The organism is Pseudomonas wadenswilerensis (genome assembly GCF_900497695.1).
Taxonomy (GTDB): Bacteria; Pseudomonadota; Gammaproteobacteria; order Pseudomonadales; family Pseudomonadaceae; genus Aquipseudomonas; species Aquipseudomonas wadenswilerensis.
In genome coordinates, this window is record NZ_UIDD01000007.1 from 448,169 (window position 1) to 468,212 (window position 20,044).

The 20,044-nt window shown below is 63.9% G+C and carries 16 protein-coding genes; 11 read left to right on the top strand and 5 right to left on the bottom strand.

Annotation, left to right across the window (positions count from 1 at the left end; genetic code table 11):
* Window positions 1-103: 103 nt before the first annotated feature.
* Window positions 104-1,111 carry an aldo/keto reductase gene (locus tag CCOS864_RS13130; protein ID WP_115086705.1) on the top strand — a complete coding sequence of 336 codons (1,008 nt, stop codon included), beginning with the start codon at window positions 104-106 and terminating at the stop codon, window positions 1,109-1,111.
* On the opposite strand, the gene CCOS864_RS13135 is transcribed toward CCOS864_RS13130, so the two are convergent.
* From CCOS864_RS13135 to CCOS864_RS13145, 3 genes are all read right to left on the bottom strand, one after another.
* Window positions 1,089-3,668, bottom strand: coding sequence for a hybrid sensor histidine kinase/response regulator (locus CCOS864_RS13135; protein WP_415842497.1), 2,580 nt, complete (start codon window positions 3,666-3,668; stop codon window positions 1,089-1,091). The genes CCOS864_RS13130 and CCOS864_RS13135 overlap by 23 nt on opposite strands.
* Window positions 3,598-4,761: a nitric oxide-sensing protein NosP gene (gene nosP, locus CCOS864_RS13140; RefSeq protein ID WP_115086707.1), complete on the bottom strand. Its 1,164-nt coding sequence runs from the start codon at window positions 4,759-4,761 to the stop codon at window positions 3,598-3,600. Before nosP ends, CCOS864_RS13135 begins: the two co-directional genes overlap by 71 nt.
* A gap of 633 nt (window positions 4,762-5,394) precedes the next feature.
* Window positions 5,395-6,576, bottom strand: coding sequence for a porin (locus CCOS864_RS13145; protein ID WP_115086708.1), 1,182 nt, complete (start codon window positions 6,574-6,576; stop codon window positions 5,395-5,397).
* A 338-nt stretch (window positions 6,577-6,914) separates the two neighbouring features.
* On the opposite strand from CCOS864_RS13145, the gene CCOS864_RS13150 reads away from it, so the two are divergent.
* Together CCOS864_RS13150 and CCOS864_RS13155 are read left to right on the top strand one after the other, a co-directional pair.
* On the top strand, window positions 6,915-7,985 hold the full coding sequence (locus CCOS864_RS13150; RefSeq protein ID WP_115086709.1) for an enoyl-CoA hydratase/isomerase family protein: 1,071 nt from the start codon (window positions 6,915-6,917) through the stop codon (window positions 7,983-7,985).
* Between the two features lie 16 nt (window positions 7,986-8,001).
* Window positions 8,002-9,153, top strand: a complete 1,152-nt coding sequence (locus CCOS864_RS13155; protein WP_115086710.1) for an acyl-CoA dehydrogenase family protein — start codon at window positions 8,002-8,004, stop codon at window positions 9,151-9,153.
* A gap of 84 nt (window positions 9,154-9,237) precedes the next feature.
* On the opposite strand, the gene pedF is transcribed toward CCOS864_RS13155, so the two are convergent.
* Window positions 9,238-9,675, bottom strand: a complete 438-nt coding sequence (pedF, locus tag CCOS864_RS13160; protein WP_010226528.1) for a cytochrome c-550 PedF — start codon at window positions 9,673-9,675, stop codon at window positions 9,238-9,240.
* 260 nt (window positions 9,676-9,935) lie between these two features.
* Between pedF and exaA the strand changes: the two genes are divergently transcribed.
* On the top strand, window positions 9,936-11,807 hold the full coding sequence (gene exaA, locus CCOS864_RS13165) for a quinoprotein ethanol dehydrogenase (protein ID WP_115086711.1): 1,872 nt from the start codon (window positions 9,936-9,938) through the stop codon (window positions 11,805-11,807).
* A gap of 111 nt (window positions 11,808-11,918) precedes the next feature.
* Window positions 11,919-12,557, top strand: coding sequence for a pentapeptide repeat-containing protein (locus CCOS864_RS13170; protein ID WP_115086712.1), 639 nt, complete (start codon window positions 11,919-11,921; stop codon window positions 12,555-12,557).
* Here CCOS864_RS13170 and CCOS864_RS13175 read toward each other — a convergent pair.
* On the bottom strand, window positions 12,554-13,180 hold the full coding sequence (locus CCOS864_RS13175; RefSeq protein ID WP_115086713.1) for a response regulator transcription factor: 627 nt from the start codon (window positions 13,178-13,180) through the stop codon (window positions 12,554-12,556). The two genes, CCOS864_RS13170 and CCOS864_RS13175, sit on opposite strands and share 4 nt — an antisense overlap.
* A gap of 162 nt (window positions 13,181-13,342) precedes the next feature.
* On the opposite strand from CCOS864_RS13175, the gene CCOS864_RS13180 reads away from it, so the two are divergent.
* The 6 genes from CCOS864_RS13180 (at window position 13,343) to CCOS864_RS13210 (ending at window position 20,041) form a co-directional block, all read left to right on the top strand.
* Window positions 13,343-14,008, top strand: coding sequence for a response regulator transcription factor (locus CCOS864_RS13180; protein WP_115086714.1), 666 nt, complete (start codon window positions 13,343-13,345; stop codon window positions 14,006-14,008).
* 548 nt (window positions 14,009-14,556) lie between these two features.
* Window positions 14,557-15,618, top strand: coding sequence for a 3-deoxy-7-phosphoheptulonate synthase (locus tag CCOS864_RS13190; RefSeq protein ID WP_115086715.1), 1,062 nt, complete (start codon window positions 14,557-14,559; stop codon window positions 15,616-15,618).
* Window positions 15,619-15,735: 117 nt separating this feature from the next.
* Complete coding sequence (locus CCOS864_RS13195; protein WP_010226518.1) at window positions 15,736-16,017, top strand: peptidylprolyl isomerase; 282 nt, start codon at window positions 15,736-15,738, stop codon at window positions 16,015-16,017.
* Between the two features lie 93 nt (window positions 16,018-16,110).
* Window positions 16,111-17,964 (top strand): extracellular solute-binding protein, encoded by a 1,854-nt coding sequence (locus tag CCOS864_RS13200; RefSeq protein WP_115086716.1) that lies wholly within the window; start codon window positions 16,111-16,113, stop codon window positions 17,962-17,964.
* Complete coding sequence (locus tag CCOS864_RS13205) at window positions 17,961-19,019, top strand: microcin C ABC transporter permease YejB (RefSeq protein WP_115086717.1); 1,059 nt, start codon at window positions 17,961-17,963, stop codon at window positions 19,017-19,019. The genes CCOS864_RS13200 and CCOS864_RS13205 overlap by 4 nt, the downstream gene beginning before the upstream one ends.
* Window positions 19,019-20,041 (top strand): ABC transporter permease, encoded by a 1,023-nt coding sequence (locus CCOS864_RS13210; RefSeq protein WP_115086718.1) that lies wholly within the window; start codon window positions 19,019-19,021, stop codon window positions 20,039-20,041. Before CCOS864_RS13205 ends, CCOS864_RS13210 begins: the two co-directional genes overlap by 1 nt.
* Window positions 20,042-20,044: the final 3 nt, after the last annotated feature.

Below are 20,044 nucleotides of genomic sequence, written 5' to 3' on the forward strand. Positions count from 1 at the left end.
CGCTCCTGCAATAGGTGGGAGCGGGCTTGCCCCGCGATGCTTTAAATCGGAGGTGGAACTGTGTAAAACAGATCGAATTCCAACCGCGAAGGGACTTTCGATCATGATCTACCGTCCTCTGGGCCAAAGCGGCCTGCAGGTGTCTGCACTGACCCTGGGCAGCATGATGTTCGGCGAGCAGACCAGCACCGAAGACTCGCTGCGCATCATCGACAAGGCCTGGGATCAGGGCATCAATTTCATCGACACTGCCGACGTGTACAACGCCGGGCGCAGCGAAGAAATCGTCGGCGAGGCCATCGCCCGCAACCGCCAGGACTGGATCCTCGCCTCCAAGGTCGGTTTCGGCCCTGCCGAGGGCCTGCCCAACCGCAGCGGCCTGAGCCGCAAGCATATTTTCAACGCCATCGAAGCCAGCCTGACCCGTCTGGGTAGCGACTACCTGGACATCTACTACCTGCACCGCGAAGACCACAACACCCCGCTTGAGGTCACCGTCAGCGCCATTGGCGACCTGCTGCGCCAGGGCAAGATCCGCCACTGGGGGGTGTCCAACTTCCGTGGCTGGCGCATCGCCGAGATCTGCAACCTGGCCGAGCGCCTGGGCGTGGCCAAGCCGGTGGTCAGCCAGCCGCTGTACAACATCGTCAACCGCCAGGCCGAACCCGAGCAGTTCACCGCGGCCGCCTACCACGGCCTGGGTATCGTGCCGTTCAGCCCACTGGCTCGGGGCGTGCTCAGCGGCAAGTACGCGCCCAATGCCAGCCCCGACGCCAACAGCCGCGCCGGGCGCCAGGACAAGCGCATCCTGGAAACCGAATGGCGCCCTGAATCCCTGGAAATCGCCCAGAAGATCCACGCCTATACCCAGGCCAAGGGCGTTGGCATGGTCGAGTTCGCGATTGCCTGGGTACTCAATAACACGCTGATCAGCTCGGCGATTGTCGGCCCGCGCACCGAGGCCCAGTGGGACACCTACAGCGGCGCCCTTGAGGTGAAAATCAGCGCTGAAGACGAAGCCTTCATCGATTCGCTGGTCACCCCCGGCCACGCCTCGACTCACGGCTACAACGACAGCGCGCACTTCGTCAGCGGGCGCTTGCCACGCTGAGTTCGGTCCCCAGCAGGTGGCTGATCGCGGCCTTGAGCCTCATCGGCCGCACCGGCTTGTGCATCAGGGTGTGGCCCAGTTCGCGCACCTGCTGCTTGAGCTCGTTGCTATAGTTGGCGGTGATCATCAGCGCCGCTAGCGGTGTACGCCGTTGGGCGTTGATCGCCGCCACTGCGTCGACGCCATTGCGGCCGTTGTCCAGATGATAATCGGCAATCAGCAGGTCGGCTTCGGCGCTGTCGGTTGCCACCTGTCGCGCCAGGTCCTGCTCGCTCAGGGCCGTCACCACTTCGCAGCCCCACTGCTCAAGCAGCGTACGCATACCTGCGCAGATCGCCGCATCGTTATCCAGCACCCAGATACGTGCGCCTTCCAGGCGTTCGCGCAGCGGCTCGCTCAGGTCAGGCTCCGCCACCCGCTCCGGCGCTTGCCGGCTGCGCGGCACTTCAATGGCAAACATCGAGCCCTTGCCGGGCACTGAACGCAACTGCAGGCGATGGCCGAGGATCCCGGCGATCTTGTCGACGATGGCCAGCCCGAGCCCCAGGCCGCGATCCTGATCCGGACGCTGGACGTCACCGCGCTTGAACTCCTGGAAGACTTCCTCGCGGCGGTCTTCGGCGATGCCGATGCCGGTGTCCCAGACTTCGATCCACAGTGCCTTGCCACGTCGCCGGCAGCCGAGCAACACGCGGCCACCAGGGGTGTAGCGTATGGCATTGCTGAGCAGGTTGCGCAGGATCCGCGCCAACAGCTGGATATCGCTGTGCACGCTCAGGCCGCACGGCACGTACGCCATCCGCAAGCCCTCACTGGCGGCGGCATGGGCATATTCGGCGGCAAGATTGTCGAGCAGGTCGCTGACGGCGAAGCTGGCCAGGTCTGCCTTGATCACCCCGGCATCGAGCTTGGAGATGTCCACCAGGGTGCCGAGCAGGTTCTCGACGTCATCCAGCGAGTTGCTGACGTTGCGCACCAGCGCCGGGTTGGCGCTGCTCTGTTCGAGCAAGGCACTGGTGAACAGCCGCGCCGCATTCAAGGGTTGCAACAGGTCATGGCTGACGGCAGCGAGGAACTTGGTCTTCGACAGGTTGGCCTGCTCGGCCTCCTGCTTGGCCTGGCTCAGTTCGGCGGTGCGTTCGCGCACCCGCACTTCGAGGTTCTGGTAGGCCTGGTGCAGGGCCTCCGCAGTGCGCCGGCGTTCGGTGATGTCGCGGATCAGCACGAAGATCCCCACCACCTCGCCACCGGCCAGGCGGTTGGGCACGTAGGAGCGCAGCATGTAGCGCTGCTGGCCGTTGACGTGAGTTTCGGCGCACTCGAAGGTCACGCTCTCGCCGGCCAGCGCCCGCTCGATGTAGCCCTCCAGGCGCTGGTAGTGCTCGGGGCTGTGCACCTCGCGCAGTTTTTGCCCGAGCATCACCCCCGGCGGCCAGCAGTACCACTGCTCGTAGACCTTGTTGGTGAACTCGTAGACCAGTTCGGCATTGAGGTAGGCGATCAGTGCCGGTACATGGTCGGTGATCAGCCGGATCCAGCGTTCGCTTTCGCTCAGGGCCTCGGCGTGCTGGTAGCGTTCGGTGATGTCGGTGAAGGTATTGACGAAGCCGCCGGTAGGCAGCGGGTGGGTGCGAATCTCCAACATGCGGCCATCGAACAGACGTTGTTCCAGCTCATGCACGCAGCGGCCGTTGCCGTCGCGGCTGGCCGGGGTCAGCAGCGCCAGTTCGCTGTCGGCGATCACCTCGGTAAAACTGCGGTGCGCGGCGATCGGCGCCAGGCCGCTGAGTTCGAGAAAGCGCCGGTTCCACAACTCCAGCACGCCATCGGCATTGACCATGGCCACGCCCTGGGACAGGTTGTCGACCGCCCGTTGCAGCAAGTAGGACTTCTGCGCCACCGCCTGCTCGCGGCGGCGGGTTTCGCTGTGCTTGACCTCGGTGATATCGGTGAACAGCATCACCCGCCCGCCGTCCTGGGTCGGCCGTTCGCTGACCTGCAGCCAGCGTCCACCTTGCAGGCGATACAGCAGGTGCTCGTCGCTGGCACCGCGCTGCTCTTCGCGGAACAGGCCGCTGCTGTGCATCAGGCGCTTGACCTCGGCCAGGCGCATGCCGCTGATGATGCGGATGCGACTGTTGGCCCAGAACGCTTTGAAGCGGCTGTTGAACAGCACGATGCGCAAGTCCGGATCGAACAGTACGAACGCGTCGGAGATACTCTCGATGGCATCGACCAGGTGCTGGTGAGCGGTTTCCGCACGCAAGCGGGCATCGCTGAGCAGGTGGTTGCTGGCCTTGAGCTCGACCAGGGTCTGGTTCAGCGCATCGGTACGCTCGCGCACCTGCTCGGCCAGCACCACCGAGTGCTGGAACGCCGCATAGGAGTCGTCCGGCCGCGCCGCGCCGGACTCCAGGCGTTCGATCAGTGCGGCGTTGATCCGTAGCAGCTTGTGGTTGGCCCTTTGCAGCTCGGCCAGCCGCTGGTCACTGTTCAAGCTGGCCACGGGGCCGTCCGATGGCAACGCCGGTGAAGGTCTGGTTGATGTGCATGCCATTGAACTGTTCTCCATAGGAGTTGAAACCCAGCACCCGCTGTTGGCGCAGGAAGCTGCCGACCTCGGCCAGGCTGTCGCTGCCCTCCAGTTCCAGGCGGCGCAGGAAACAGTCGCAACCGATGGTCAGCAGCAAGGGGCCAAGGCGCTGTTGCAGCCCTTCGAACAGGTTTTCCAGATTGGGCAGCAAGGGCCCTGGGCGCATGGCGGTAAGGACGATGCCATTCTCTACTGCGCAGTAAAAACTCAGGCTCAGGTCCTCGTGCACCTGCTGGATAGCGCGCACGTAATAACGTTCGTTGATGCGCACCGCCAGCGGGTGGGCGGCAAAGGTGCGGTGGTTGATCTGGCTGACCGGCACATTGATCAGTTGTGCGTATTCCAGCGCCGCCGGCTCGGCATTGAGTTCGTAGACCCGGCGCAGGTTGCGGTCGGCGCGGGTGACCACCAGTTTTTCGCTGCGCGGCTCGATGTGATGGGTGGTGAACACCTCGAACTCCAGCCAGGTATTGACCAGCAGCACCACGGCGGCGCCCGTGCGGAAGGCGCCGTCGAAGTAAACGTGGGTGTGGTTGAGGTAGTTGTCATCACCCGCCGAGCCGCCAAAATGCGGGATGTCGCCCAGCGCCGCGCTGAGCGCTGCCAGCACGGTTTCTTCGCGACTCGACAGGCCATCGAGCAGGGTCAGGGCAAAGCTGTGGCCCTTGATCGGCGCCAGGGTGTTGCTGCGGCACTCGCCCACCAGCCGCTCGACCGTGGCTTGGGCCTGGATTAGGCTGAACTGCGGCATGGCGTCGATCAGTTCGGCGGCGATGGAAAACTGCCGGTGATCGAAACCCAGGGCGGTAATGCAGCCCCGGCCATAGCCGTCGGGGGTCAGTTCACCGGCACTGGTGCAACCGGCCAGGCGGATGCCCCCGAAGCTCTGTTGCAGGGCCTGGGCCAGGGCTGGCAGGTCGTACTCGGCGGAGCAGAAGAACAGCACAAAGCCCAGGTGCGGGTGCAGCAGCTGGCTGGCCAGCTCCTGGGCGGCGAGCTCGGCGGCGCTGGCCCGCGACACGGCACTGATCACCCCCTCGGCTTGAAACTGCTGCATGGCTGCCTCCTGGGTGGGCATTGATGGATGCAGGCAGTTTATGGAGGCTCGGGAGCGGGCCGAATGCTACTTGGGTACTGGGTGTGGGTGGCATTGGTTGTAGAACGGAACCTGTGGGAGCTGGCTTGCCATGCACATGACGCGTCGCCTGGATTACGACCGCTGCGCGCTCGATCGCCGGCAAGTCCGGCTCCCACAGGATTGGCAGTGCTCCCAGGGGCGGTGCAAGACCTGTGGGAGCTGGCTTGCCAGCGATGGGGCCAGTACAGCCAGCACATCATGCGTCGCCTGGATTACGACCGCTGCGCGCTCGATCGCCGGCAAGTCCGGCTCCCACAGGATTGGCTGTGGTCCCAGGGGCAGTGCAAGACCTGTGGGAGCTGGCTTGCCAGCGATGAGGCCAGTACAACCAGCACATCATGCGGCGCCTGGATTGCGACCGCTGCGCGCTCGATCGCCGGCAAGTCCGGCTCCCACAGGATTGGCAGTGCTCCCAGGGGCGGTGCAAGACCTGTGGGAGCTGGCTTGCCAGCGATGAGGCCAGTACAGCCAGCACATCATGCGGCGCCTGGATTACGACCGCTGCGCGCTCGATGGCTCCCACAGGATTGGCTGTGCGCTCAGGTCTGGTGTTTACCAGGTCAGCACTGCCCCCACGGCAAAGGTATCGGTGTCTTCATTCTGCGCATCGCCCTCATGCCCGTCGATCTCGAACTGGTTGTACTCGGCCACCAGCTTGAGGTTGTCGTTGATGTCATGAAACAACGCAATACCACGGGTTTCGTAGTCGGCGCCGGTGTTCACCGCGCCATTGCCGTCATCCTTGGTCTTGCCATACGACAGCGCCAGGCGGTTCTTGCCGACCTTGTACGAGCCCTGCAGCAGGTAACCCTTGCTGTCCACTTCGCGCAAGGTCGCCTCGCCGGCATTGTTGGTGAAGAACGGGTTGATGCCCTTGGCGGTAAAACCCGAACCGGTCAGCGAGAACCCGCCCATCTTTGCCTGCACGCCATAGCCGAGACCTTTGGAGGTGACCGAGTCGACACTGCTGTCGGTATTGTCCGAAGTCTGGTAGGTGCCGTTGAGCCAGCTGTAGACCTGCGCCCCGCCCAGGTCGAACTGGTAGGTGATCTCGCTCTCGGTGCGCGGGTTTTCCTGATAGGCCTTGCCCACCGCGCTGTCGTCGTTGGTGTCGACCGGGTCCATGATCCCCACGGCGATGCGCAGGCCTTCCATTAGCGGTGTGCGGTAGGTGATCTGCGAGGTCGGGAACGGGTACGGGTAGCCACTGCCGATATTGCCGAACGACACGCCGCCGCCATCCACCAGGCCCAGGGTGTCACTGACCTGGCCATAGCCTGCCAGCAGCTCGTCGAGGAGGATGTTGGAGCGGGCGAACAGGCCGAAGTCCTTGCCGATCAGCACCTCGCCCCACTCCGGGTTGGCGACGGTGCCGTAGAACTGCCGCACGTCGATGGCGGTGTCGGTGCCGTTGGTTTCGCTGTCGTTGATGGTCACCCAGAACGAGGCGCGGCCACCGAGCTTGAGGTCATCCACCTGGCGGGTCATGTTGAAGCCCAGGTAGTTGGGCAGAAAGCCCATCTTCACCCGCGACTGGCGACGATCATACTGCTCCCCTGCCCGATCGACGTCGCTGTTGACGTAGAAGGCGTTGATGTAGCCGTCGGTGGAAAAGGTCGTCTGCTCCTTGTCGTAGAGCATGATTTCGGCATCGGCCAAGGGGCTCAGGCCCAGGGCCACGAGGCTGGTCAGCAAAGGCAGGAAACGGCGATTGGCGTTTTTATTGTTGTGCATGGCGCTCTCCGCAAACGGGGGGACGAATGTCGGAGGGGATTATCGAAATGCGCGCCAGGCAGCCATACGCTGCCTTGGAACGTACAGAGTGCTGCTTTGGCGCCGCGGGCCTGGCTCCCCGCAGGCGGAACTAATACCTTGTTCGCCGGTGTCACAAGGCTAAAGTGGCAAGACCCGGTGCGTTAGGCGCGCCTACCCATGCAAAAATGCAGACTCAGCCTGCAGATTTACGGATTGTATTGGGCAAATTTGCACTGATACGATCCTTCGATCCTCTAGCGCCTATCCAGACCGTGTTAAAACACGTGGAAAATCAATAACAAAGCAGGGAGACAGCGATGACCGCGCACGCTCAAGCGCCAACCGAAGCCCATGTACTGGCCGAGGTTCGCAATCATATCGGTCACTTGACCCTCAACCGCCCCGCCGGCCTCAACGCCCTGACCCTGGACATGGTCCGCAGCCTGCAGCGCCAACTGGACGCCTGGGCCGCCGATACCCAGGTGCACGCCGTGGTGCTGCGTGGCGAAGGCCCGAAAGGCTTCTGCGCCGGTGGCGACATCCGTTCGCTGTACGACAGCTACAAGGCCGGCGACAGCCTGCACCGGGATTTCTTCGTCGAGGAATACGCCCTCGACCTGTGCATCCACCATTACCCCAAGCCGATCCTCGCCCTGATGGACGGCTTCACCCTCGGCGGCGGCATGGGCCTGGCCCAGGGCGCCGACCTGCGGGTGGTCACCGAGCGCAGCCGCCTGGCCATGCCGGAAACCGCCATCGGCTACTTCCCTGATGTGGGCGGCAGCTATTTTCTCTCGCGCATTCCCGGCGAGCTGGGCACCTACCTGGGGGTCAGCGGCGTGCAGGTGCAGGCGGCCGATGCGCTGTACTGCGGCCTGGCCGACTGGTACCTGGACAGCAGCAAGCTCGCCAGCCTCGATGAACGCCTGAACACCCTGAGCTTTGGTGAACACCCGCTCAAGGACCTGCAAGGGGCGCTGGCCAAACTCGGCACCCAGGTGCTCGAAGACGCGCCGCTGGCCAAGCTGCGTCCGGCCATCGATCACTTCTTCGCCCTGCCCGATGTTGGCAGTATCGTGGAGCAGTTGCGGGCAGTCACCGTGGCCGACAGCCACGACTGGGCGGTGAAAACCGCCGACCTGCTGGACAGCCGCTCGCCGCTGGCTGTGGCCGTGACCCTGGAGATGCTCCGCCGTGGCCGCCACCTGAGCCTGGAAGACTGCTTTGCCATGGAGCTGCATCTGGACCGCCAGTGGTTCGAGCATGGCGACCTGATCGAAGGCGTGCGTGCGCTGATCATCGACAAGGACAAGCAGCCACGCTGGAACCCCGCCACCCTCGCCGGCCTCAGCCGCCAGCGCGTGGAACAATTCTTCGAAGGCCTCTGAGGCCTGGAGTACGCAGATGCAAGACCTGGAACTGACTGAAGAACAGATCATGATCCGCGACATGGCCCGGGATTTCGCCCGCGGCGAAATCGCCCCCCATGCCCAGGCCTGGGAAAAGGCCGGCTGGATCGATGACGGCGTGGTGCAGAAGATGGGCGAGCTGGGCCTGCTCGGCATGGTCGTGCCCGAGCAATGGGGCGGCAGCTACACCGACTATGTCGCCTATGCCCTGGCGGTCGAGGAGATCGCCGCCGGCGATGGCGCCACCGGCGCACTGATGAGCATCCACAATTCGGTGGGCTGCGGCCCCCTGCTCGCCTATGGCAACGCCGAGCAGCAACAGACCTGGCTCGAACGCCTGGCCAGCGGGCAAGTGATTGGCTGCTTCTGCCTGACCGAGCCGCAGGCCGGCTCCGAAGCCCACAACCTGCGCACCCGCGCCGAGCTGCAGGGCGAGCACTGGGTGATCAACGGCGCCAAGCAGTTCGTCAGCAATGCCCGGCGTGCCGGGCTGGCCATCGTCTTCGCCGTCACCGACCCGGAGCTGGGCAAAAAAGGCATCTCGGCCTTTCTGGTACCCACCGATAACGAAGGCTTCGTGGTCGATCGCAGCGAACACAAGATGGGCATCCGCGCCTCCGACACCTGCGCGGTGACCCTGAACAATTGCCGCATCCCCGCCGCCAACATGCTCGGCGAACGCGGCAAGGGCCTGGCCATTGCCCTGTCCAACCTCGAAGGCGGGCGTATCGGCATCGCCGCCCAGGCCCTGGGCATTGCCCGCGCGGCGTTCGAGGCGGCGCTGGTGTATTCGCGTGACCGCATCCAGTTCGGCAAGCCGATCAACGAGCACCAGAGCATCGCCAACCTGCTGGCCGACATGCAGGTGCAGATCAACGCCGCACGGCTGTTGATCCTCCACGCCGCGCGCCTGCGCAGCGCCGGCAAGCCATGCCTGAGCGAAGCCTCACAGGCCAAGCTGTTCGCCTCGGAAATGGCCGAGCGGGTGTGCTCCAAGGCGATTCAGGTACATGGCGGTTATGGGTATCTGGAGGACTACCCGGTCGAGCGCTACTACCGGGATGCGCGCATTACCCAGATCTACGAAGGCTCCAGCGAGATCCAGCGCATGCTGATTGCGCGGGAGTTGAAGCACTACACCTTGTAAACACGGCCTACTGTAGGAGCGGGCTTGCCCCGCGATAGCGATTCAACCGTGATATCGCATCGCGGGACAAGCCCGCTCCTGCAGTCACTCCTCGACGTGCACACTGTCGAGGTAGCTGCGCACCGCCCATAACGCCTCCTGGCTGAGGTAGTCGGCCATCTTCGGCATGTACACCCGGCCATCGCGTACCGCGCCATTGCGCACCCGCTCAACGAACCACTCATCACCGGCGGCGCCTTCATCGAGCAGGCGCAGGTCCGGCGCGATGCCACCGGACTTGGCCTCCAGGCCGTGGCAGGCGGCGCAGTTCTGGTTGTAGGCCGAAGCGCCGATCGACACCGCCTCGTCGTGGTCCTTGCTGTTGCGGTAAGGGTTTTCTGCGCGCCACTGATCACCGAGCTTTTCCAGGTTGCCGGTATTGACCGCGGTCGGCGTGACGTTGCCATGGGCGAAAGCCCCGGCGCTGCTCATCAGGCCGACACCGACGATCAGGCTCAACCAGGCGTGTTTTGCTGTTTTCATTGTTCTGCCCTCGACTGCTGTTTGCACGCAAGAACCTCTCGGCTGAAAGGTTGTGCCGGCATCTTAGGAAGGCCCTGGCAAGGGCCCCATGCTGCTTTGGTGGTCGCAGCCTCCTCCCTTGGTAGTAGCGCTTGTGGGGCAGTGCCAAATCATGTCCGACTTGGGAAATTCTCCCGTGAAAGCCGGGAGATTTTCCGTATCGATCCCACCCTTGGCGTTCCAGGCTATACAGGCCAAAACCTTCATTGGGAACTCCAACCATGACAATAAGATCGTTACCCGCCGCCCTTTCTCCGCTGTCTGCCGCCGTGCACACCGTCCTCCTGCTCGGCAGCCTGGCCCTGGCCCCGCATGCCCTGGCAAAACCGGTGAGCTGGGAAGACATCGCCGACGACCACAAGAGCACCGGCAACGTGCTGCAGTACGGCATGGGCACCAATGCCCAGCGCTGGAGCCCGCTGGCCCAGGTCAACGACCAGAACGTGTTCAAGCTGACCCCGGCCTGGTCGTACTCCTTTGGTGATGAGAAGCAGCGCGGCCAGGAGTCCCAGGCCATCGTCAATGACGGGGTGATCTACGTCACCGGCTCCTACTCGCGGGTATTTGCCCTCGACGCCAAGACCGGCAAGCGCCTGTGGACCTACAACCATCGCCTGCCGGACAACATTCGCCCGTGCTGCGACGTGGTCAACCGCGGCGCCGCCATCTATGACGACAAGATCTACTTCGGCACCCTCGATGCCCAGGTCATTGCCCTGAACAAGGACACCGGCAAGGTGGTGTGGAAGAAGAAGTTCGGCGACCACAGCGCCGGCTACACCATGACCGGCGCCCCGACCCTGATCAAGGACCAGAAGAGTGGCAAGGTGCTGCTGATTCACGGCAGCTCCGGCGATGAGTTCGGCGTGGTCGGCCAGTTGTATGCCCGCGACCCGGAGACCGGTGACGAGGTATGGATGCGGCCCTTCGTCGAAGGCCATATGGGCCGCCTGAACGGCAAGGACAGTACCCCCACCGGCGACGTCAAGGCGCCATCCTGGCCCAACGACCCGACCACCGAGACCGGCAAGGTCGAGGCCTGGAGCCATGGCGGCGGTGCCCCGTGGCAAAGCGCAAGTTTCGATGCCGAGACCAACACCATCATCGTCGGCGCCGGCAACCCCGGCCCCTGGAACACCTGGGCGCGCACATCCAAAGACGGCAACCCGCACGACTACGACAGCCTTTACACCTCCGGCCAGGTCGGTGTCGACCCGAGCACCGGCGAGGTCAAGTGGTTCTACCAGCACACCCCCAATGACGCCTGGGACTTCTCCGGCAACAACGAGTTGGTGCTGTTCGACTACAAGGACAAGGACGGCAAGCAGTACAAGGCCACCGCCCATGCCGACCGCAACGGCTTCTTCTACGTCGTCGACCGCACCGACGGCAAGCTGAAGAACGCCTTCCCGTTCGCCGACAACATCACCTGGGCCAGCCATATCGACCTCAAGACCGGCCGCCCGGTAGAAAACCCCGGCCAGCGCCCGGCCAAGCCCGAGCCAGGGCAGACCAAGGGCAAGCCAGTGGAAGTGTCGCCGCCGTTCCTCGGTGGCAAGAACTGGAACCCCATGGCCTACAGCCAGGACACTGGCCTGTTCTATGTGCCGTCGAACCAGTGGAAAGAGGAATACTGGACCGAAGAGGTCAACTACAAGAAAGGTTCGGCCTACCTGGGCATGGGTTTTCGCATCAAGCGCATGTACGAGGATCACGTCGGCTCGCTGCGGGCCATGGACCCGACCACCGGCAAGATGGTCTGGGAGCACAAGGAGCGCCTGCCACTGTGGGCCGGGGTGCTGGCGACCAAGGGCAACCTGGTGTTCACCGGCACCGGTGACGGCTACTTCAAGGCCTTCAACGCCAAGACGGGCGAAGAGCTGTGGAAATTCCAGACCGGCAGCGGCATCGTCTCGCCGCCGATCACCTGGGAACAGGACGGTGAGCAGTACATCGGCGTGACGGTCGGCTATGGCGGCGCGGTACCGCTGTGGGGTGGCGACATGGCCGAGCTGACCAAGCCGGTGGCTCAGGGTGGCTCGTTCTGGGTGTTCAAGATCCCGGCCTGGGACACCAAGACAGCCCAGCGCTGATTTGACGCCCTCTCGCCGGCAAGGCCGGCTCCCACAGTGGATCGGTGCATACCAAACCCTGTGGGAGCTGGCTTGCCAGCGATTGCTATCGCCCAGCCCCAGGAGATCCCCATGAAATACCTCCCGCTACTGCTCACCCTGGCCTGCACCCCCGCCCTCGCCGATGACGACGCCTCATTGACCATCAACGGCTGCACCATCGCCCAAGAGAGTCAGTGCCCCAACGCCAACCTGCGCAACGCCGACCTGAGCAACCAGGACCTGCGCAAGATGAACCTGGCCGGTGCCGACCTGCGCGGGGCGAATTTGCGTCATGCACGCCTGGACCTGGCCAACCTGGAAAAGGCCCAGCTGCAAGGCGCCAACCTCACCCGTGCCAGCCTGCAGCAAAGCAACCTGCGCCTGGCCGACCTGCGTGACGCCAAGCTGGTTGCCGTACAAGCCTGGGGCATGTTCGCCCAGGGCGCCAACTTCGAGAACGCCGACTTGAGCGCCGCCTACCTGGAGTTCGCCCGCCTCTCCGGGGCCAAACTGCACAACAGCAAATTGCAGGCCGCCGACCTGGAAATGACCTGGTTGAGCAAGGCCGACCTCAAGGGCGCCAACCTTGCCGACGCCAACCTGCAGGAAGCCAAGTTCGGCGAAAGCAACCTGGAACAGGCCGACCTGCGCGGCAGCCGTCAGCACTACGCCAACTTTCAGGACAGCAACATGGAAGGCTGCCAGGGTTGCCCGAAAACCTGGGATTAAGCGGCAATGCGCAACAGGCCCGCCTCGATCGCCAGGTGCACCATCTCGGCCTGGGAGGCGACCTGCAGTTTGCTCTTGAGCAGGGTCAGGCAGTTGGACACAGTCTTGGCGCTGATGCACAACTGCTCGGCGATCAGCCGGGTCGGCGTACCCTTGGCCAGCATCAGGAAGATTTCGGTTTCGCGCGGGGTCAGGCCTTGCACACGGGTATGACGCCCTTGGCAGGCCAGGTCGGTGGCCAATGCCTGTTCGATGTAGGCATGCCCGGACAGCACCCGGCGCACGGCTTCCAGCAACACCGCAGGCCCCGCGGCCTTGGACAGAAAGCCACAGGCGCCCGCCTCCATGGCCTGGCGCACCAGGCCCAGGTCAGTGTGCTCGCTGAAAAACAGCACACGCAGTTGCGGCAGGCGCTGGCGCAGGCGCCGGGTGGTTTCCAGGCCGCTGATCCCGGGCAGGTCGAAGTCCATGATCACCAGCCCCGGCAACTGCTCGCCGACCTTGTGCAGGGCCTCTTCGCCGCTGGCCGCCTCAATGATCGCCATGCCCTCCAGGCCCTGTTGCAGCGCAGCGGCCAGGCCCAGACGCAGCATGGGGTGATCATCGACCAGTAAAATGGCCATCTCAACGTGCTCCTGCGGGTTTTTCCCATGCTAGATCGCCCATCTGGGCGCCCGACTACTACTTTGGTACTGTTTTGCTTGTCGATGGTCGCATTCCCAAAGCGTTGCACCTGGCCTGTAATACAGGGGTGCAGCACAACCACAACAATAAGGTGCAAAGCCATGTACAAGATCCTGATCGCCGACGACCACCCGTTGTTTCGCGAGGCCATCCACAATGTCATCAGCGACGGCTTTCCCGGCAGCGAGGTGATGGAAACCGCCGACCTCGACAGCGCCCTGGCGATCACCGGCGATCACGATGACCTCGACCTGATCCTGCTCGACCTGAACATGCCCGGCATGCACGGCCTGGGCGGGCTGATCAACCTGCGCAACGAGGCGCCGACCATCCCGGTGGTGATCGTTTCGGCCGAACAGGACAAGCAGGTGGTACTGCAGGCCATCACTTACGGCGCCGTCGGCTTTATCACCAAGTCCTCGCCGCGCTCGCAGATGACCGAGGCCATCGAGCAGATCCTCAACGGCAACGTCTACCTGCCACCGGACATCATCCGTACCCAGAAAAGTAGCAGCCGGCGCAGCCATGGCGAACACCAGGGCTTTGCCCCGGAACTGCTGCAAGCCCTGACCCGCAAGCAATTGCTGGTGCTCGAACGCATGACCAAGGGTGAATCGAACAAGCAGATCGCCTACAACCTCGACATCGCCGAAACCACGGTCAAGGCTCACGTGTCGGCGATTCTGCGCAAGCTCAATGTGCACAACCGCGTGCAGGCGATCCTCAGTGCCGGCGACATCGACTTCACCGCCTACCTGCGGCGATAGCCCTGGCATATCGCATTCATGCAAATTAGCCATTGAAACCACGGTAACGCCTGAAGTAAGCTCGGGAACATCAACTGGAGAGTCACATGTCGCACACACCCCTCACTCACGCATGCAGCACCGGTCGCCTGTCGCGCCCTGTGGCGGCTGTCGAGTGCGCGACCGCCTCCCCGGCAGCGTTTTATTTTGGGTATTGGTTTAGCCACAGGCGCCGCTGATACCCACACCGGCGCCCACTTTCAAGGGGCCGCCGAACACGAGAATACTCAACCCCCGGTCGGCCCCCCGACCGGGGGTTTTGCGTTTCAAGGCCCCGGCAATTACCGAATTACATTGAGGAACAGAACATGAACTACGCCACCTACCACCGTTACCAACGCTTCAGCTTCTGGCGATTTAGCCAATCCCGTTCGGGCCAGCCTGCCGCCTCCGATCGGTCACTTGTTGGTGGCACGCACACACATGACGTCAATCCGGCCAACTGTCGAACACCTCGATAGGGCCGACAGCGCGGGCCAGACCCCGCCAGCCGCCCAGGAATCCAGAACATGCAATCGTCCACCCTCGCTCTGCCACTGTCCGAACCTTGCGCTGCCAACAGCGCTGTCAGCCAACGTCTGCCGAGCCCGTTGCTGCTCAAGCAGCAAATGCCGCTGTCCCCCGCCCTCGCCGCCCAGGTCGAAGCCCATCGCCAGGCCGTACGCGCCATTCTCGACGGCAAAGATAAGCGCCTGCTGCTGATCGTCGGCCCTTGCTCGCTGCACGACCCCCGCTCGGCCCGCGAGTACGCCCAGCGTCTGGCGCGCCTGGCCGCTGAGGTCAGTGACAAGATGCTCCTGGTGATGCGCGCCTACGTGGAAAAACCGCGCACCACCGTCGGCTGGAAAGGCCTGGCCTACGATCCGCACCTGGATGGCAGCGACGACATGCACGGCGGCATCGCGCTGTCCCGCGGGCTGATGCTGGCCATGCTCGAATGCGGCCTGCCGGTAGCCACCGAGCTGCTGCAGCCGATGGCGGCCGGCTACTTCGATGACCTGCTGAGCTGGGCGGCGATTGGTGCGCGCACCACCGAATCGCAGATTCACCGCGAGATGGTCAGCGGCCTGGGCCTGCCGGTCGGTTTCAAGAACGGCACCGACGGCGGCGTTGGCATCGCCTGCGACGCGATCCGCAGCGCCGCCCACAGTCATCGGCATTTCGGCATGGACGTGCAAGGCTACCCGGCGATTGTCGAAACCCTGGGCAACGCCGACACCCACCTGGTGCTGCGCGGCGGCAACAAGGGGCCGAACTACGACCCGCAAAGTATCGCCCTGGCTCGCCAGGGCCTGGCCAAGGCCGGGGTCGCGGCGCGCATCATGGTCGATTGCAGCCACGCCAACAGCGGCAAGGACCCATTGCGCCAACCGGCGGTGTTCAACGACGTGCTCGAGCAGCGCCTGCAGGGCGACACCTCGCTGGTCGGCATGATGCTTGAGAGCCACCTGTTCGACGGCTGCCAGGCGCTGGGCGCGCAGCCGCTGAAATACGGTGTGTCGATTACCGATGGTTGCCTGGGCTGGGATTCGACCGAACGTTTGCTGCGTGAGGCGGCTGAGCGGTTGTGAGCCTTATCGCGGGGGCAAGTCGGGTCGCCGCACCGCCCCTCCCACTTGCCCCGCGATTACTATCAGCCAACCCTCATTTGCGTTAGGCTTGGGGTTTTACCCCAAGGAGCCACTCCCATGGCCAAAGCCACTGCCCGTCACATCCTGGTTGCCACTGAAGACAAGTGCAACGAACTGAAAGCCCAGATCGAAGCTGGCGCCGATTTCGCCGAAATCGCCAAGGCCAACTCCACCTGCCCATCGAGCCGCCAGGGCGGCGACCTGGGCTCGTTCGGCCCGGGCCAGATGGTCAAAGAGTTCGATACCGTGGTGTTCAGCGCACCGGTCAACACCGTGCAAGGCCCGGTGAAAACCCAGTTCGGTTATCACCTGCTGGAAGTGACCAGCCGTCAGGATTGATCGCTGGCTGACAAGCCGGCCCTCAGGGCCGGTTTGTTCACCCGAGTGACCTGCTAAGCTTCAGCCACAGTCGTGGTTCAGGTGGTCAGGCGCTTGCGAATTGCTCCCTTCCCCTTCCTGTTGTTCGTCTTCGGCCTGGCACTTGCCTGGTCATGCGCCGCCACGTCAGCACCCGTTCACGCCCTGACCGTCTACGGTGAAGCGCCGCGCTACCCGGCCGGCTTCCAGCACTTCACTTACGCCAATCCCAACGCGTCGAAAGGCGGAACGTTGCGCCGCTCGGCCATCGAGATCGGCCAGTTCGACCACCTCATTCCCTATATCGACAAGGGCATCGGCGTTGCCGAGGTCGATGGCTGGCTGTACTCGCCGCTGGCCGTGCGCTCGCAGGACGAGCCCTACACGGTGTATGGGCTGGTGGCGCAAAAGCTTGAACGCGATCCCGACGGGCACTGGCTGCGCTTCTATCTTGACCCTCGAGCACGCTTTGCCGATGGCCAGCCGATCCGCGCCGAGGATGTGCGCTACACCTTCGAGCTGTTCATGCGTGCGGGCAATCTCAGGTACCGCACTCAATTCGCCGATGTTGATGAGGTCACGGTAGAGAACCCGCGGCAGATCATCTTCCACTTCAAAAGCAACCAGAACCGCACGCTGCCCCTGGACCTGGCGACCTTGCCGGTACTGCCCGAGCACTGGTGGAAGGACCGCGACTTTGCCAATGGTGCCGGCTTCGAAGCACCGCTGGGCAGCGGCCCGTACAAGGTCGGCCGGGTCGACAACGGCCGCAGCATCACTTTCGAGCGCGACAAAAGCTGGTGGGGCCGCGACCTGCCGGTCAACCGTGGCCGCTACAACTTCGACCAATTGCGCATCGAATACTTCGGCGACACCGAGGTGGCGCGCCAGGTGCTGCGCGGCGGCGGCTTCGACTACAACCGCGAGTTCTCCGCCACCGCCTATACCCTCGGCTATGCCAGCCCGGCCCTGGACGATGGCCGCCTGCAACGCGCGCACCTGGCCAAGGATGCGCCGCAGACCGCCCAGGGTTTTGTCTTCAACCTGCAGCGCCCGGTGTTCAAGGACCGCCGGGTACGCCAGGCGCTGGCGCTGCTGTGGGACTTCGAGTGGAGCAACCGGCAGATGATGCGCAACCTGTACATTCGCCAGCAGAGCTTTTTCGCCAACAGTGACCTGGCGGCGCGCAGCGTGCCCGATGTGCAGGAGCTCAAGTTGCTCGAACCGTTGCGCGGGCAGGTGCCCGACGAAGTCTTCAACCAGGTGTTCGAAGCGCCGCGCACCGACGGTTCGGGGCTGATTCGCGACAAGCAACTGCAAGCGCTGGCACTGCTCGAGGCGGCTGGCTGGAAACCCCGGGGCGATCAGCTGGTCAACGCCCAGGGGGAACCGCTGACCTTCACCTTCCTCAATGGCCAGGCCGGTTTCGAACGCCTGCTGTTGCCGTGGAAGCGCAACCTGGCGCAGATCGGCATCACCCTGGAGATCCGCCGCATCGACGCCTCGCAGTACGTCAACCGGCTGATGGCCCGCGACTATGACCTGATCGTCACCGGCTACCCGGTGTCGCCGTCGCCGGGGCTTGAGCTGTACAACTATTTTGGCTCGGCGGCAGCCAACGACCCCGGCTCGAACAACTACATGGTGCTGCAGGACCCGGCGGTGGACCGCCTGCTCGACGGCCTGGTCAAGGCGGCGAGCAAGGCCGACATGCTCCACCATGCCCATGCCCTGGACCGGGTGCTGAGCTGGAACTACTACTGGATCCCCAACTATTACCCGCCTGGCTCATCCACCGTCTGGTGGAACCGCTTCGGCCTGCCCAAGGTGCAGCCGAGCTACGACGAAGGCCTGGACAGCTGGTGGGAAGTCAGCCCGACGCCGCTGACCAACGCGCAGATGGCCGAGCGCCTGGGGAGCCCGCCATGATCGGCTACATCCTGCGCCGTCTGCTGCTGATCATCCCGACCTTGTTGATCATCCTGTTGGTCAATTTCGTCATCGTCCAGGCCGCGCCGGGCGGCCCGGTCGAGCAGGCGGTTGCGCGCCTGCAGGGCATTGGCGGCGGTGCGCCCGGGGCCAGCGCCGAAACCCTGCACGCCAGCTCGCGCGCCAGCCGCGGCCTGGACCCCAAGTTGCTGGAAGACATCAAGCGCCAGTACGGCTTCGACAAGTCCGCGCCCGAACGCCTGTGGCTGATGCTCAGCCAATATGCCCGGCTGGACTTCGGTTCCAGCTTCTTTCGCGGCGCCAAGGTTACCGACCTGATCCTGGAGAAGATGCCGGTGACCCTGTCGCTCGGCTTCTGGGCCACGTTGATCACCTACCTGGTGTCGATTCCTTTGGGGATCCGCAAGGCGGTGCGCCACGGCACGGCGTTCGATGCCTGGAGCAGCAGCCTGATCGTCATTGGCTATGCCCTGCCTTCGTTCCTGTTCGCCCTGCTGCTGATCGTGTTGTTTGCTGGCGGTACCTCGCTGAACTGGTTTCCGGTGCGCGGGCTGGTTTCGGAAGACTTCGGCCAGCTCAGCCTGCTGGGCAAGATCGCCGACTACTTCTGGCACCTGGTGCTACCGGTGGGTGCGCTGGTGATCGGCGGTTTTGCCACCCTGACCCTACTGACCAAAAACGCCTTTCTCAACGAGATCACCCGCCAGTACGTGATCACCGCCCGGGCCAAGGGGCTGAGCGAGCAGCGGGTGCTGTATGGGCATGTGTTTCGCAATGCCATCCTGCTGGTGGTGGCCGGCATTCCCCAGGCGCTGATCAGCGTGTTCTTCGCCGGCTCCCTGCTGATCGAGGTGATTTTCTCCCTCGACGGCCTGGGGCGCATGAGCTACGAGGCGGCAGTGTCGCGGGACTATCCAGTGGTGTTCGGCTCGCTGTTCATCTTCACCCTGTTCGGCCTGCTGGTGAGGCTGATCGGTGACCTGTGCTACACCCTGGTCGACCCGCGCATCGACTTTGCCACGAGGGCGCACTGATGTTCAGCCTGTCGCCGGTTTCGCGCAGGCGCCTGCAGCGCTTTCGGCGCAATCGCCGGGGCTGGGTTTCGCTGTGGCTGTTTGCCTTGTTGCTGCTGGTGAGCCTGGGCGCGGAACTGGTGGCCAACGACAAGCCGTTGCTGCTGGGCTATCAGGGCCAGCTGTATCTCCCGGCATTCAAGCGCTACAGCGAACAGCAATTCGGCGGCCAGCTACCGTTTCAGCCGGACTATCGCAGCCAGTACGTACGCCAGCTAATCGAGGGTCAGGGCGGCTGGATGCTGTTTGCACCGGTGCCCTTCAGCGCCGATACGCCGAATTACGATTTGTTGGTACCCGCACCCAGCCCGCCGTCTGCGGTCAACTGGCTGGGCACCGACGACCAGGCCCGGGATGTGCTGGCGCGGGTACTGTATGGCACCCGGGTATCGATACTGTTTGCCCTGGCGCTGACGGCGATCAGCACGCTGATCGGCATCGCCGCCGGCGCCTTGCAGGGCTACCACGGTGGTTGGGTCGATCTGATCGGGCAGCGTCTGCTGGAAGTCTGGTCGGGCCTGCCGGTGTTGTATCTGCTGATCATCCTCAGCGGCTTTGTCGAGCCGAATTTCTGGTGGCTGCTGGGGATCATGGCGCTGTTTTCCTGGCTGGCGCTGGTGGATGTGGTGCGCGCCGAGTTCCTCCGTGGACGCAACCTCGAGTACGTGCTGGCCGCCCGCGCCCTGGGCCTGCCGGACCGTTGGGTGATCCTGCGGCACATCCTGCCCAACGCCATGAACGCCACCCTGACCTACCTGCCGTTCATCCTTACCGGCGCGATCACCACCCTCACCGCCCTGGATTTTCTCGGCTTCGGCATGCCGGCCGGCAGCGCGTCGCTGGGTGAGCTGGTGACCCAGGGCAAGCAGCATTTGCAGGCTCCGTGGCTGGGCTTTACCGCGTTCTTTGCCCTGGCATTGATATTGTCGCTGTTGGTGTTCATAGGCGATGCCTTGCGCGAAGCCTTCGATCCACGGGCATAATCG